This window comes from Novosphingobium sp. Chol11 (genome assembly GCF_945870625.1).
GTDB lineage: Bacteria > Pseudomonadota > Alphaproteobacteria > Sphingomonadales > Sphingomonadaceae > Novosphingobium.
In genome coordinates this window covers 13,806-27,202 of record NZ_CAMBTS010000034.1, presented here as the reverse complement: position 1 = coordinate 27,202, position 13,397 = coordinate 13,806, and the positions used below count along the sequence as shown (strand labels likewise).

Genomic DNA, 13,397 nt, shown 5'->3' with positions numbered 1-13,397 from the left:
GGTCGGCACTGGCAAGGCCGAAAAAGAGCAAGTGCAGGCCATGCTCAAAGTGTTGCTCCCCGGCGTGAAGCTGGCAGGCGCAGACGCGGCGGACGCGCTCGCGGTGGCGATCACCCATGCCAACATGCTGGGCAGTCACCGCTGAGGCCCACCCCCCACCCCTCCCGCTTGCGGCAGGGGAGCGAGACTTGCTGAGCGCCGCGACGGTAGTCGCTGTGAAGTTAGTTGCAGGGGGGTGGGCTTGTTCCCCTCTGAAATGCCTGCCATAAGAACAAATCATGATCGCAAAGCTCACCGGAATTCTTGATGACAGCGGCCCCGATTGGGCGATCATCGACGTGGGCGGCGTCGGCTACCTCGTCCACTGCTCGGCCAAAACGCTGACGCATCTGGGCATCCGCGGCGACCGCGTGGTGATCCACACCGAGCTGCAGGTGAGCGAGACCGACCAGCGCCTGATCGGCTTTGCTAGCGCCGGCGAACGCGGCTGGTTCCGCCTGCTCACCGCCGTGCAAGGCGTGGGCAGCAAAGTCGCGCTCGCGATCCTCTCCGCGCTTTCCGCCGAAGAAATTCAGCGCGCCTGCGCGGGCGGCGACGCAGCGATGGTCGCGCGCGCGCAAGGCGTCGGCCCCAAACTCGCCAGCCGCATCGTCAACGAACTGAAGGACAAGGCCGGCGGCATTGCCCCTATCGCGGCCGGCGCCGGCACCCCGCCGATCGAAGGGCTGGGCGCAGCACCCGCCGGATCGGTCAGCGCAGACGCCATCTCGGCCCTGCAAAACCTCGGCTTCAAGCCCGCCACCGCCAGCATGGCGGTGGCGGCAGCGGTGAAGGAACTGGGCGAGGATGCGGGGCTGAATGAACTGGTGCGGGTGGCGCTCAAGCGGGCGACGGGGTAAACTAAGATATGTTTTGTCGAGTCCGAGCAAATTGGGTCTTAGATCCAAGCTATTGTTTATATGAATGGCAAACGCTGATTGGCGGCTGCTTGGCATTCTCCGCAGCACTTCTAACGGTAAGCGCAATTAGGCGGCAGATAAATCAGGCGGACAGGCTTCATGAAAATGAGCGCCAGCAACGACATAATGCCTCTCGCGCAATCATGCCCCTTGTCCTGTCGGAGATCAGCGATTTTTGTCTCAAAATTGCGACCGCCGTTTCGGATGAAATCGAAGCAAGAGGCTTTGGTGAGAAGACAGACTGGCTCGCTGAGCTAGCTCCCGACGAAAGCTCGAAAGTCCTTCCCTCACAGCAATTTCTCACAACCGCCATTCCCGCTTTGCAGTCCTTCATCCAATCACTGACCGACCAAGAAAACATTCGTCATATTGCTGAGTTGATTGGAAGTTTACAGATTTTGACTTCGCGATATCGCAGCCTCAATCTTTATCAAGTTGACGCCGTAATCAGCCTATACGGCCTTCTGCTCGATACCGCGAAAGTGCGGATGCTCGCGCACTCCATTTTCAATTATGCTCGTTTTGTGGATCAAAGTCCGTTCGGATTGGTGGGTCCCACCCCCCACGTCAATGTGTGGGACAAGATCCATGGAGAAGCGCACGGCCTTTTGTTCTCGCGCAAGAACTGCGACCAGTTCTTTCTTGAGATAAGCAGCCGCATCAAGCGATACAAAGAACACGACTACACGCCTTGGAACGCAAGATCTGTTGAATGACCGCCTTGCTTATCCCCCTCATACCGTTGGCGGACACGGCACAAGACAGTAAGGTGCACCGATGACTGACCTCAGCTTTTCACTCCCTTCGGCGCTGCAGAACTGGATCGAGCAGCAGATTGCGCTCGGGCACTACGCCGACGCAGGGGACTACTTGCGCGATCTTATTCGGCGTCACCGCGCGGAGGCCGAGGATGTGGCTCGGGTCCGCGCGTTGATCGAAGAAGGTGAAGCTTCAGGCTATCTCGACGCCGAGCCGGAAGCGATCATTGAGGAAATCATCGCCGAGCGCCGCGCCCGGCGTGGCTAAGATCAAGTTCAGCGCCGCCGCGCGCAAGGACCTCGCGGCGATTGACGAATACGGAGCCGCGCAATTCGGTGACGAGATCGCGTCCGAATATGCTCGCGGCTTTCAGGTGGTGTTCTCGCTACTTGGCCAATACACTTTAGCAGGAAGGCTCCGCTCTGAATTGCGTGAAGGCACGCGTTGCAAAGTGCATCGCCGTCATTTGATCTTCTACCGCTTTACCGACGACACCGTTTTCATTCAACGCATCCTCCATCACTCGCAAGACATTCCGGCGCACCTGAGGCCATGACCGACAACCCCATCCTCACCCCCCAGCGCCAGCCCGAAGACCCGGACGCCGCGCTGCGCCCCAAAACGCTTGAGGAATTCGTCGGGCAAGAGGCGGCGCGCGATAACTTGCGCGTGTTCATCGAGAGCGCGAAGATGCGGCGCGAGGCGATGGATCATGTGTTGTTCTTCGGCCCGCCCGGGCTTGGCAAGACCACGCTGGCGGCGATCATCGCGCGCGAACTGGGGGTGAATTTCCGCGCCACCAGCGGCCCGGTGATCGCCAAGGCAGGCGATCTCGCCGCGCTGCTCACCAATCTGGAACATGGCGATGTCCTGTTCATCGACGAGATTCACCGGCTCAATCCGGTAGTCGAAGAAGTGCTCTATCCCGCGATGGAGGACCGCGCGCTCGATCTCATCATCGGCGAGGGGCCATCGGCGCGCTCGGTGCGGATCGATCTGCCGGCCTTCACCCTGATCGGCGCGACCACCCGCGCCGGTCTGCTCACCACCCCCTTGCGCGACCGGTTCGGCATCCCGGTCCGGTTGCAATTCTATTCGGTGGCGGAGCTTGAGCGGGTCGTGCTGCGCGGCGCGGGGCTCTTGGGCATCGGCCTCAGCCCGGATGGCGCGCGCGAGATTGCGCAGCGCGCGCGCGGCACCCCGCGTGTGGCCGGGCGGTTGCTGCGCCGCGTGCGCGATTTTGCCGCCGTGGCGGGCGAGCCGGTGATCACGCAGGAACTGGCGGATTCGGCGCTTACCCGGCTCGAAGTCGACAAGCTCGGGCTCGATCTGCAGGACCGGCGCTACCTTTCGATGATCGCGGGTATCTACAAAGGCGGGCCGGTCGGGGTCGAAACGCTGGCAGCGGGCCTTTCTGAACCGCGCGATACGATCGAGGACGTGATCGAGCCTTATCTGATCCAACTCGGCATGGTCGCCCGCACCGCGCGCGGGCGCTGCCTCAATGATCTGGGCTGGCAGCACCTTGGCCTTGCCCCGCCGCCAGCCGCATCGCCCGGACCGCTGCCCGGCTTGTTCGCCGACGACGCGTAAACCCCCGCGCCCAATTCGGTTCCACTTTGGCACACAACCGGCGGGACGCCCGGAAATCGGGCCTTTACTGCGCTTCGTCGGCCCTGATTGGGCGCTATTGGCATTGCCGCGCGGGTTTTGATCTGCATTGTTCCAGCCATCAGGATTGCCGGTCTGGTCTTTTCGGAAGGACCAGCGCGGCGACCCGGCAGGAACAAGAAGGCCGCTATCATGTCTGTTCGTTTAGCATTGGTGAAACTGGCGGCCTGCGCGCTGGGCGGCGCGGTCCTTGGCGGCGGTGCAGTGCATGTTTCAGAAGCACCGTTCACGAACGAGATCCGCCATTCCAAGCCGATCAAGGTAAAGCAGGCCAAAGTGCGGCATTATGCGCAACGCTCGGCGCCGCGCAAAGTGCGCCGCACGCGCCGCATCGTGAAGACCACGGTGACGCGGACGTATGCTCAGCCCCAGCAGATGGCGATGGTGCCCGTGCCCTATCTGCCGCCGATGCCGCCCCAGCAGTCGGGCGGCGGTGGCGGCGTGCCGGTGGTGATCGGCGGCGGCGGCTTCGGCGGCTTCGGCGGCGGCTTCTTCGGCGGGTTCTTCGGTGGCAGCGGCGGCGGCGGTGGCAGCGTGGTCATCTCCTCGACCACGACCGGCGGCATTTCAACCTCGGGTGGCTCCACCTCTTCCTCGACCGGCGGCTTTTCGACGTCGGGCGGTTCAACCTCGACTTCGACCGGCGGTGTTTCGACCTCGGGCGGCTCCACGTCCACCTCGGGCGGTTCCACTTCGACGTCGGGCGGTTCGACCTCCTCCACTTCGGGCGGCGTCAGCACCAGCACCGGCGGGATCAGCACCAGCACCAGCACCGGCGGCGTCAGCACGAGCACGGGCGGTGTCAGCACCAGCTCGGGCGGTGTGAGCACGAGCACCGGCGGGATCAGCACCAGCACGGGCGGCGTGAGCACGAGCACCGGCGGCGTCAGCACCAGCACGGGCGGAGTGAGCACAAGCTCCACCACCAGCACCGGCGGCGTCAGCACGAGCACGGGCGGTGTCAGCACGTCCACCTCGACCAGCACGGGCGGCATCAGCAGCACTTCGAGCAGCTCCGGCAATGTCAGCACGAGCTCAAGCAGCTCTGGCAATGTCAGCACCAGCACCAGCTCCAGCAGCTCGGGCAACGTGAGCACCAGCACCAGCTCGTCGACGTCGAGCAGCACCAGCAGCTCGACCTCGTCGTCGACCAGTTCGTCCTCGAACGGATCGACCTCGACGTCCACCTCGACCTCGACCTCGTCGAACGGCACGACCAATGGCGGCACCACCGGCGGCACCCCAGTGCCCGAGCCTTCGATGGTCCTGCTCTTTGGCGCAGCGGCGGCAGGCCTCGTCATCCGCCGCCGTCAGGGCATGAAGACCCCGCCCGCCGCCTGATCCCAAAGCGCTGAAGCAACCACAAAAAAAGGGCGGCACCGCGAGGGAGCCGCCCTTTTCGCATGTTCGACGAAAACGTGTTACCTTAACGAACCTCGCTCACCCTTCGACAAGCCCAGCCGGAGCGGGTCTTGCGATGAGCCATTCGGGATCTAAGCGAGATGCTCCGGGGGCACCTCAGGCCGCCAATTTCCGCAGCACGTAGTGCAGGATGCCGCCGTTCATGTAGTATTCGAGCTCGTTGGCGGTATCGATCCGGCACAGCGCCTTGAAGGTGAAGCTGCTGCCATCGGCGCGGGTCACGGCCACATCGACCATCTGGCGCGGCTCGAGGTTGGCGACGCCTAGAATCGTGAAGCTGTCGTCGCCCGTCAGGCCAAGGCTCTGGCGGCTTTCGCCGTCCACAAACTGCAGCGGAAGCACGCCCATGCCGACCAGATTCGAGCGGTGGATGCGCTCGAAGCTCTCGACGATCACCGCGCGCACGCCCAGCAGGTTGGTGCCCTTGGCCGCCCAGTCGCGGCTCGATCCGGTGCCGTATTCCTTGCCCGCGATCACTACCATCGGTGTGCCATCGGCCTTGTGCTGCATCGCAACGTCGTAAATCGCGCCGACTTCCTCGCCATAGCGGCTCATGCCGCCTTCGATGCCGGGGACCATCTCGTTCTTGATGCGGATATTGGCAAAGGTGCCGCGCATCATCACATCGTGATGGCCGCGCCGCGCGCCATAGGAATTGAAATCGGCCTTGGCGACCTGATGCTCCATCAGCCATTTGCCCGCTGGGCTGTCGGCCTTGATCGATCCGGCCGGCGAGATGTGATCGGTGGTGATCGAATCGCCCAGAATCGCCAGCGGCTTCGCCTCGATGATGTCGTTCACCGGTGCCGGGGTCATGCTCATGCCCTCGAAATAGGGCGGATTGGCGACATAGGTCGATCCCGCGCGCCACGCATAAGTGTCGCTGCCGGTCACGTTGATCGCCTGCCAGTGCGCGTCGCCCTTGTAGACTTCGGCATAGCGCGTGACGAACATTTCGCGGCTGACGCAGGCGTTCATGGTCGAGGTGACTTCGGCGTTGCTCGGCCAGATGTCGCGCAGGAACACATCGTTGCCCGCGCTCGAAACGCCGATCGGCGTGGTGGTGAAGTCCTCGGTCACCGTGCCTTTGAGCGCGTAGGCGACCACCAGCGGCGGCGAGGCGAGGAAATTGGCGCGCACATCGGGCGAGACGCGGCCTTCAAAGTTGCGGTTGCCCGAAATAACCGAAGCGGCGACGATATCGTTCGCATTGATCGCCGTGCTGATCGGTTCGGCCAGCGGGCCGGAATTGCCGATGCAGGTGGTGCAGCCATAGCCGACCAGATTGAAGCCCACCGCGTCGAGGTGCTCCTGCAGGCCCGCTTTCACGAGGTAATCGGTCACCACTTGCGATCCCGGTGCCAGGCTGGTCTTGACCCATGGCTTGGGCTTCAGGCCCAGTTCGTTGGCCTTTTTGGCAACCAGCCCGGCGGCCACCAGCACGCCGGGGTTCGAGGTGTTGGTGCAGCTGGTGATCGCCGCGATCACCACATCGCCATCGCCGATATCGTGGGTTTTGCCTTCCACGGCCACGCGCTTGGCGTGCGCATGCTTGTAGACCGAGGCGAGGTCGGCGTTGAACACATCGTCCACCTCGGTCAGGATCACCTTGTCCTGTGGGCGCTTCGGCCCGGCCAGCGACGGCACGACGGTGTTCATGTCGAGCTCCAGGCTCGATGTGAACACCGGATCGGACGAGGCGGGATCGACCCACAGGCCCTGCGCCTTGGCATAGGCTTCGACCAGCGCGATCTGGCTTTCATCGCGGCCGGTGAGGCGCAGATAGTCGATGGTCTTGTCGTCCACGCCAAAGAAGCCGCAGGTCGCGCCGTATTCGGGGGCCATGTTGGCCAGCGTGGCGCGGTCGGCCAGCGACAGCGTGGCAAGGCCGGGGCCATAGTATTCCACAAAGCGCCCGACGACGCCGTGCGCGCGCAGCATTTGCGTCGCGGTCAGCACCAGATCGGTGGCCGTTATGCCTTCCATCAGCGCGCCGGTCAGCTTGAAGCCGACCACTTCGGGGATCAGCATCGAAACCGGCTGGCCCAGCATCGCCGCCTCGGCCTCGATCCCGCCCACGCCCCAGCCGAGCACGCCAAGGCCGTTGATCATCGTGGTGTGGCTGTCGGTGCCCACGCACGTATCGGGATAGGCCACGGTCGCGCCGTGCTGGTCGGTGCTGGTCCACACCGCCTGCGCGATGTGTTCGAGGTTCACCTGATGGCAGATGCCCGTGCCCGGAGGCACCGCCTTGAAATTCGACAGCGACTTCGAGCCCCACTTGAGGAAGTCATAGCGCTCGCCGTTGCGATAATACTCGATCTCGACGTTCTGTTCGAACGCCTTGGGGTGGCCGAACTCGTCGACCATCACCGAGTGATCGATCACCAGATGCACCGGCACCAGCGGATTGATCTTGCTGGTGTCACCGCCCAGCTTGGCGATGGCATCGCGCATCGCGGCCAGATCGACCACGCAAGGCACGCCGGTGAAATCCTGCAACAGCACGCGCGCCGGGCGGTACTGGATCTCGCTGCTCGATGAGGGGTCCTTCTGCCAGTCGATCAGGGCCTTCACATCATCGGTCGATACCGTGAAGCCGCCGTCCTCGAAGCGCAGCAGATTTTCGAGCAGCACCTTCATCGAGAACGGCAGCCGCGAGATATCGCCAAACTTTTCAGCAGCCTTGCTCAGCGCGTAGTAGGTAAATTGCTTGCCGCCGACATCGAGCGTGCTGCGGGTGCCGAGTGAGTCCTGTCCGACCTGGGTCATGGATGAGCGTTTCCTGTGCTGATGGTGTCAGAATTGCCCCGGGCGCGCCCCCGGATTATGGCGCTGCGGATGCGCGCATCGGGTGCCCGCGTCAAGACCGCGCGCCCCAAACTGCGGCTTACACCGGTTCAAGATGGGGTTCATTGCGCCGTGAGGCGAGCAGGCAGCCCGCCACGATCAGCGTCACGCCGATCAACGTGCGCCAGGTCACTTCCTCGCTGAACACCAGCCAGCCAAACAGCGCGGCCCAGATGAACGCGGTGTATTCCAGCGGCACCAGCACTTGTGCCTCGGCGCGCGAATAGGCCCAGCTAAGCAGAATCAGCGAAACAAGCGACAGCACTGCCGAACCGATCAGCATCCACCAGTCGCCCAGAGCCGGGGGAGGGGCAAACCACCACGCGCCAATGCCCAGCAGGCAGAAGACCATTAAGGTCTGGAAAAAGGCGATTTCTTCCGGGCAGGCGAGCTGCGCTTGCTCGCGCTGCAGCACCAGATTCCATGCATAAAGCGCCGCCGATACCAGAATCGCGACCAGCCCCTGAATGCTGTCGGCCGTATAATCGCCGCTGAATTTGCCCAGTGCGATCACGGCAACCCCGCCAAGGCCGATCACCGAGCCGATCACCGCGCGGCGGCTCACAGTCTCGCCCAGCATCCATGACGCCAGATAAAGCGCGATCAGCGGCGAAATGAAGGTCAGCGCCATCGCCTCGCCAATCGGCGTGCGCGCCAGTCCATAAAAAAACAGCACTGCCAGCACCGCCACCACGGCAGAACGCTTGAGGTGCAGCTTCATCAGCGCCGGGCTCGGCCAGCCGTTGCCGCGCCGTAGCCAGATCGGCAGCATGATCAACGAACCGGCCAGATTGCGCCAGAACATGGCACCATAGGCACCCAGCGCCAAAGTCGCGACCTTCATCATGCCGTCCATCACCGCGAACGTGGTGATGCCGAGCATCGCGGCAAGCATGGGGAGGAGGGGCGAGGGCGGCGGCATCGGCTGCGCCTTACGCGTGCGAACGCCGCCCGGCAACGCTTGCAAATGGCATGCGCCCAGATCGATTCAGCAAACTGTAAGCCGCATTGCTTGATTGGAACAATGCGCTCTGGCATTGCGTTGCCAAAGCACTGGATTTTGAAGAATCTGGGGGCCTTGCCAATGCGGTAGTGCCGCCGCGCGGATGATGCCTATTCGCGAACAAGGGAACTTTAGGCCGATGCGTGTCTCTACAAAACCCCGGCATGCGGGGCTCATCGCTGCGGGGCTGATGGCCGCCACCGGCGCATCATGGCCCGCCGCTTCCCAGCCCGCCGCTTCCCAGCCCGCCGCCTCCCAGCCCACCACGGCCGGTCCCGCGCCAGTGCGGGCGGCGGCCAAAGCCGCACCGGCGCAGCCCCCCGCCGCGCTCCCCGCCGCTCCAACTCCCAGCGCAATCTCTGCCGCCGCAACCCCTCCCACCATTGGCGCGCCTGCCAGCGAAGTCCCGCCGGTTGCCGCGCCCACGCCGCTTATCGCCGAATGGACGCTGGCCGATGCCAAAGCGCTCGCCGCCGCGATCAAAGGGATCGCCAGCGAAGGATTGGCGCCTGCCGATTACGAGCCCACCGCGCTAGCCGCCGCGATTGCCAAGGGCGAAGGGCCAGAGCTCAATGCGCTCGCCAGCCGCCTGTTCATGTGGCTGGCAGAGGATCTGCGCGACGGGCGCACCCCCGTGCCCGCGCGGGTGCAATGGTTCGCGCTCGATACCGATCTTGACGATCATCCCAATGGGCAGTTGCTCGCGCAGGCGATCGAACAGCACGATGTCCCCGGCGTGCTGGCCAGCCTCGCGCCCACGCACCCCGATTATGCCTCGCTCAAAGACATGCTGGCCGTCGCCAAGGAACCGCGCCAGCGCGCGATGATCCGCGCCAATATGGATCGCTGGCGCTGGCTGGCGCGCGATCTGGGGCCGCAATATCTCATCATCAACGTGCCCGAGCAGGAACTGCGCCTCACCGTGCGCAACAAGATCATCCGCACATATCGCGCGATTGTGGGCAAGCCGGGCAAGACCGCGACGCCGCAACTGGCCGAAAAGGTCAAGAACGTGGTGTTCAATCCCACCTGGACAGTGCCGCAATCGATCGTGGTCGGCGAAGGGCTGGGCGCAAAGCTGATCGCCAGCCCCGCCCGGGCCAAGCGCGAGGGCTATGTCGCGACCAAGGCGGCGGATGGCATGATCACCGTTGTGCAACAGCCGGGCGCAAACAACGCGCTTGGCCGGGTCAAGCTCGACATGCCCAACGAGCATGCGATCTACATTCACGACACACCCAATCGCAATCTGTTCGCGCAGCCGATGCGCGCGCTCAGCCACGGCTGCATCCGCGCCGAGCGCGCGACCGAACTGGCGATGACAATGGCCATCCTGGGTTCGGACTTGCCGCCGGAAACGGCGGTGGAGTACAATCTCTCGGGCAAATACACCAAAGTGCCGATGACCACGCCCTGGCCGGTCTATGTCACTTATTTCACCGTGGCGCGCGATGTGAACGGCCTGATGCGCAGCTTTGCCGATCTCTATCAGCGCGACGCGCCCGTGATCGCCAGCTTCGCCGCCCCGCGCGCGCTGCATACCGACCAGCGCACCAGCAACGAAGCGGTGATCAAGCTCGATAATCCGCTGTAAGGCCGACAGCGCGCGAATTTGCGCTGTCTGCTCCCCTCTCCCGCATGCGGGAGGGGCCGGGGGTGGGCTTCAGCTTGGCAGCGTTCACCGGCGAGAGCCACTTCCTTCCCGCGCCGCGCTGGGGTATCCCGGCCTCATGGATCACCCCAACGACCTCGTCTCGCTCGCCTGCCGCCTGATCGACGCGCCCAGCGTCTCGCCTGCCAGCGGCGCGGTGTTCGATGCGCTGTGTGCCATGCTGGAGCCGCTCGGCTTTGCGCTCCACCGCTTTATGGACGGCGAGCCGCCCGAAGGCCCGGTCGAGAACCTGTTCGCCGTTCGCCAGGGACCGCCGGGCGCGCGCCACTTCGCCTTTGCCGGGCATCTCGATGTGGTGCCGCCGGGCGAGGGCTGGGCCAGCGCGCCGTTTGAGGCCCAGATCCGCCATGCTCCCGGCGGTGATCTGCTCTATGGCCGGGGCGCGGTCGATATGAAGGGGGCGATTGCCGCGATGGTCGCCGCCGTGGCCGCCATTCCTGCCGAGGCCGGCACGATCAGCTTCATCATCACCGGCGATGAGGAAGGCCCGGCCAAATATGGCACGGCGGCCTTGCTCGATCATATCCGCGCGCTGGGCCTGCTGCCCGATTTGTGTCTGGTGGGCGAACCGACCTCGGTCCAGGAGCTGGGCGACATGGTCAAGATCGGGCGGCGCGGCTCGGTCAATGTGTGGCTCACCGCGCGCGGCATGCAGGGCCACGTCGCCTACCCGCATCTCGCCGATAATCCGATCCCGCGCCTCGTGGCCTTGCTGGCAGAACTTGATGCGATCGAGCTTGATCGGGGCACGCACTGGTTTCAGGCGTCGAACCTCGAAATCACCGATATCGAAGTCGGCAACCGCGCCACCAATGTCATCCCCGCCGAAGCCCGCGCGCGCCTTTCCATCCGCTACAACGATCTCCACACCGGGCCGGCTTTGGTCGAGATGGTCACCGCGATTGCCGCCAAGCACCGCACCGATGTGCGCGCCACCTTGCACGGCGAGGCGTTCATCACCCTGCCCGGCGATTTTTCCGCGATGGTTGCTGGCGCAGTGGCGGCGGAAACCGGGATCGAGCCGACGCTCTCGACCACCGGCGGCACGTCCGACGCGCGGTTTCTGCGCAGCCTATGCCCGGTGATCGAATTCGGCCTGATCAACGCCACCATGCACAAGACCGACGAAGCGGTGGCTGTGGAGGATCTGGCGGTGCTTGAGCGGATTTACCGCCAGATCGCGCTGCGCGCGCTGGCTACCGCGTCTTCCTGAGCACGATGTAAACCGCGCCGTCGCCGCCATGGCGCGGCTGTGCGGCGCGCACGGCGGCGATGCGGCTGGCGTGCGGGCTGGCCGCGAGCCAATCGAGCAGCTTGGCGCGGATCGCGCCGCGCCGTTCTCCCCGGTCGCTATGGCTGCGCTGATCGTGCTCGTCATGCTGCCGCAGCTTGCCCGCGATCAGCAGGATGACGCGCGATCCCATCGCCAGCGCCTGCGCAATCCCGCCATTGAGGCGGGTATGCGCCATGGTCAGGTTCATGCCGTGCAGATCGATCGTCACGTCGGGCTGGATGCTCCCGCGCGCCAGTTTGCGATCCCACGTGGCATCGAGGCCCTCGGCGACCAGCGGGCGCGGCGGCGCGGCGGCGGGCGGGGGCGCGACCCGCAGCGGCGGCACGCGGCCCTTGATCTTGCGCACTGGCGGCGCGGGCGGCGGCGCGAGTGTCGGTGCGGACGGCTGCGTGGCGGACACCAGCGGCGTCGCCTGCCTCGGCGGATGCAGCGGCGTCACCGTATCGGCCACGCGCCGCCACAGCGCCGCTTCGTCCGGGCTCAGCCCGCGCGGCGTCCTCATCGCTCGTTCAGCCGGGCAAGCGTGCCCTTGGGCAGCAATACCACCGCCCGGCCCCGCGCGCTCATGCCGCCTGCGATCGTTCGGGCGGTCTCGCCCGCGCCCCAGAAGCTGTCAAACCGGTTGGCCCCGGTGATCGCGCCGCCGGTGTCCTGCGCCACCCACAGACCGCTGGCCATCTGGCCGCTGGCCTCCTTGCCATCAAGCTGCAGCCAGACTGGCGCGCCCAGCGGCACGAAGGCGGGATCAGCGGCAACGCTGGCGCGCGCGCGCACCGGCACGCCCAGCGCGCCGACCGGGCCAAGGCCATCTGCCACCCCGCTCGTTTCGCGCATGAACACATAGCTGCGGTTCTCGCGCATCAGCGCGCCGCCTTCTGCGGGGTGTTCGCGCAGATAGCGCAGGATGCCCTGCATCGTGCCGGGGTATTGCCCGGGGCCGCTGCCGATCAGGCCGCGCGCGCGCATCACCGATCCGATTCCGGTATAGGCGAAGCTGTTTTGCGCGGCAAAGCCCAGCCGTATCACGCTGCCATCCGGCGCGCGCAAACGGCCCGATCCTTGAATTTGCAGGAAAAACACATCGGCCCGGTCCGCTGCCCAGCCGATTTCCAGCCCCCGGCTGGCCAGCGCGCCATCCTCGATCTGCCCGCGATCATAATAAGGCACAAACTTGCCGCTTTCGTCATACCGCCCGACCGGCATCCGGCCGCCCGCGAGCGGGGCGGCATCGCCCGGCCGTGCGCGCACCATCTCGGGCGGCGCGCCGTAGATCGGCACGTCGAAACCGGGCTGGCGGGTGCGCACGCCGGCAATCTCGGGCTCGAAGTAGCCCGTGACGAAGGCATCGCCCCCGCCCACCGTGGCGCTTTCGAAATAGGTCGCAAAGAATGCCGCCGCATTCCCGCCCGGCCAGCTGCTTGCGGCGTCGCACGGCGCTTGCCAGTCGGCGGGCCGGGTCAGGCCGCTGGTGTCGGTGCGCCGCGTCACACGCGGACAGCTGGTGACGAAGGCAGCCAGCGCCTCGCGGGCATTGCCCGGTGCGAGCCCCAGTCCGGCGACCACCGGACCGCGACTGACCCCCGCCAGCGCGGCGGTCTGGCCGCGCAGTGGCGGGCGCGGCGGAGCCGGTTCGCGGGTTTGCGGGATCAGCCGAAAACAGCCGGAAAGCGCGACCAGCGCGGTCACGACAAATGCAATTCGGGCAGCCGCCAGGGCGTTGCAGCCAGCGCGGTTCAGCAGAGGGAAATGCTGCCCAGCCGCACCCAG

The 13,397-nt window shown here is 65.3% G+C and carries 14 protein-coding genes; 9 read left to right on the top strand and 5 right to left on the bottom strand.

The features are described from left to right. The 6 genes from Q0O40_RS07955 to ruvB all read left to right on the top strand — a co-directional run. Window positions 1-145: crossover junction endodeoxyribonuclease RuvC (locus tag Q0O40_RS07955; protein ID WP_295528385.1), on the top strand; the 145-nt coding region annotated here is incomplete at its 5' end. 133 nt (window positions 146-278) lie between these two features. Further along, the gene (gene ruvA, locus Q0O40_RS07950) at window positions 279-899 is read left to right on the top strand and encodes a Holliday junction branch migration protein RuvA (RefSeq protein WP_295528377.1); all 621 of its coding nucleotides are present in this window, start codon (window positions 279-281) and stop codon (window positions 897-899) included. Window positions 900-988: 89 nt separating this feature from the next. After that, complete coding sequence (locus tag Q0O40_RS07945) at window positions 989-1,675, top strand: hypothetical protein (protein ID WP_295528374.1); 687 nt, start codon at window positions 989-991, stop codon at window positions 1,673-1,675. Window positions 1,676-1,736: 61 nt separating this feature from the next. Then, window positions 1,737-1,985, top strand: coding sequence for a type II toxin-antitoxin system ParD family antitoxin (locus tag Q0O40_RS07940; protein WP_295528371.1), 249 nt, complete (start codon window positions 1,737-1,739; stop codon window positions 1,983-1,985). Then, window positions 1,978-2,274 (top strand): type II toxin-antitoxin system RelE/ParE family toxin, encoded by a 297-nt coding sequence (locus tag Q0O40_RS07935; RefSeq protein WP_295528368.1) that lies wholly within the window; start codon window positions 1,978-1,980, stop codon window positions 2,272-2,274. The genes Q0O40_RS07940 and Q0O40_RS07935 overlap by 8 nt, the downstream gene beginning before the upstream one ends. Then, on the top strand, window positions 2,271-3,311 hold the full coding sequence (gene ruvB, locus Q0O40_RS07930; RefSeq protein ID WP_295528365.1) for a Holliday junction branch migration DNA helicase RuvB: 1,041 nt from the start codon (window positions 2,271-2,273) through the stop codon (window positions 3,309-3,311). The genes Q0O40_RS07935 and ruvB overlap by 4 nt, the downstream gene beginning before the upstream one ends. A gap of 473 nt (window positions 3,312-3,784) precedes the next feature. On the opposite strand, the gene Q0O40_RS07925 is transcribed toward ruvB, so the two are convergent. Continuing rightward, window positions 3,785-4,609, bottom strand: coding sequence for a hypothetical protein (locus tag Q0O40_RS07925; RefSeq protein ID WP_295528363.1), 825 nt, complete (start codon window positions 4,607-4,609; stop codon window positions 3,785-3,787). Window positions 4,610-4,634: 25 nt separating this feature from the next. Here Q0O40_RS07925 and Q0O40_RS07920 point away from each other — a divergent pair, with 25 nt between their 5' ends. After that, window positions 4,635-4,730, top strand: a complete 96-nt coding sequence (locus tag Q0O40_RS07920) for a PEP-CTERM sorting domain-containing protein (protein ID WP_295528360.1) — start codon at window positions 4,635-4,637, stop codon at window positions 4,728-4,730. 177 nt (window positions 4,731-4,907) lie between these two features. On the opposite strand, the gene acnA is transcribed toward Q0O40_RS07920, so the two are convergent. Both acnA and Q0O40_RS07910 read right to left on the bottom strand, forming a co-directional pair. Continuing rightward, a complete protein-coding gene (gene acnA, locus Q0O40_RS07915; protein ID WP_295528359.1) occupies window positions 4,908-7,583 on the bottom strand; it encodes an aconitate hydratase AcnA in 2,676 nt (891 codons plus the stop codon). 118 nt (window positions 7,584-7,701) lie between these two features. Then, a complete protein-coding gene (locus Q0O40_RS07910) occupies window positions 7,702-8,583 on the bottom strand; it encodes a DMT family transporter (RefSeq protein ID WP_295528356.1) in 882 nt (293 codons plus the stop codon). Window positions 8,584-8,803: 220 nt separating this feature from the next. Here Q0O40_RS07910 and Q0O40_RS07905 point away from each other — a divergent pair, with 220 nt between their 5' ends. Both Q0O40_RS07905 and dapE read left to right on the top strand, forming a co-directional pair. Further along, window positions 8,804-10,258: a L,D-transpeptidase family protein gene (locus tag Q0O40_RS07905; protein ID WP_295528353.1), complete on the top strand. Its 1,455-nt coding sequence runs from the start codon at window positions 8,804-8,806 to the stop codon at window positions 10,256-10,258. 136 nt (window positions 10,259-10,394) lie between these two features. Then, on the top strand, window positions 10,395-11,549 hold the full coding sequence (dapE, locus tag Q0O40_RS07900; RefSeq protein ID WP_295528351.1) for a succinyl-diaminopimelate desuccinylase: 1,155 nt from the start codon (window positions 10,395-10,397) through the stop codon (window positions 11,547-11,549). Here the strand turns inward: dapE and Q0O40_RS07895 are convergent. Both Q0O40_RS07895 and Q0O40_RS07890 read right to left on the bottom strand, forming a co-directional pair. Then, window positions 11,533-12,132, bottom strand: coding sequence for a Smr/MutS family protein (locus tag Q0O40_RS07895; RefSeq protein WP_295528349.1), 600 nt, complete (start codon window positions 12,130-12,132; stop codon window positions 11,533-11,535). The two genes, dapE and Q0O40_RS07895, sit on opposite strands and share 17 nt — an antisense overlap. After that, entirely contained in the window at window positions 12,129-13,316 is a 1,188-nt protein-coding gene (locus Q0O40_RS07890; protein WP_367183731.1) for a murein transglycosylase A, read from the bottom strand. Before Q0O40_RS07890 ends, Q0O40_RS07895 begins: the two co-directional genes overlap by 4 nt. Between the last annotated feature and the right edge of the window lie 81 nt (window positions 13,317-13,397).

Coding starts and splice junctions, on each gene's coding strand:
- ruvA (WP_295528377.1), top strand. CDS start 279: ATGATCGCAAAGCTCACCGGAATTCTTGATGACAGCGGCCCCGATTGG.
- Q0O40_RS07895 (WP_295528349.1), bottom strand. CDS start 12,132: ATGAGGACGCCGCGCGGGCTGAGCCCGGACGAAGCGGCGCTGTGGCGG.
- acnA (WP_295528359.1), bottom strand. CDS start 7,583: ATGACCCAGGTCGGACAGGACTCACTCGGCACCCGCAGCACGCTCGAT.
- Q0O40_RS07910 (WP_295528356.1), bottom strand. CDS start 8,583: ATGCCGCCGCCCTCGCCCCTCCTCCCCATGCTTGCCGCGATGCTCGGC.
- Q0O40_RS07940 (WP_295528371.1), top strand. CDS start 1,737: ATGACTGACCTCAGCTTTTCACTCCCTTCGGCGCTGCAGAACTGGATC.
- Q0O40_RS07905 (WP_295528353.1), top strand. CDS start 8,804: ATGCGTGTCTCTACAAAACCCCGGCATGCGGGGCTCATCGCTGCGGGG.
- dapE (WP_295528351.1), top strand. CDS start 10,395: ATGGATCACCCCAACGACCTCGTCTCGCTCGCCTGCCGCCTGATCGAC.
- ruvB (WP_295528365.1), top strand. CDS start 2,271: ATGACCGACAACCCCATCCTCACCCCCCAGCGCCAGCCCGAAGACCCG.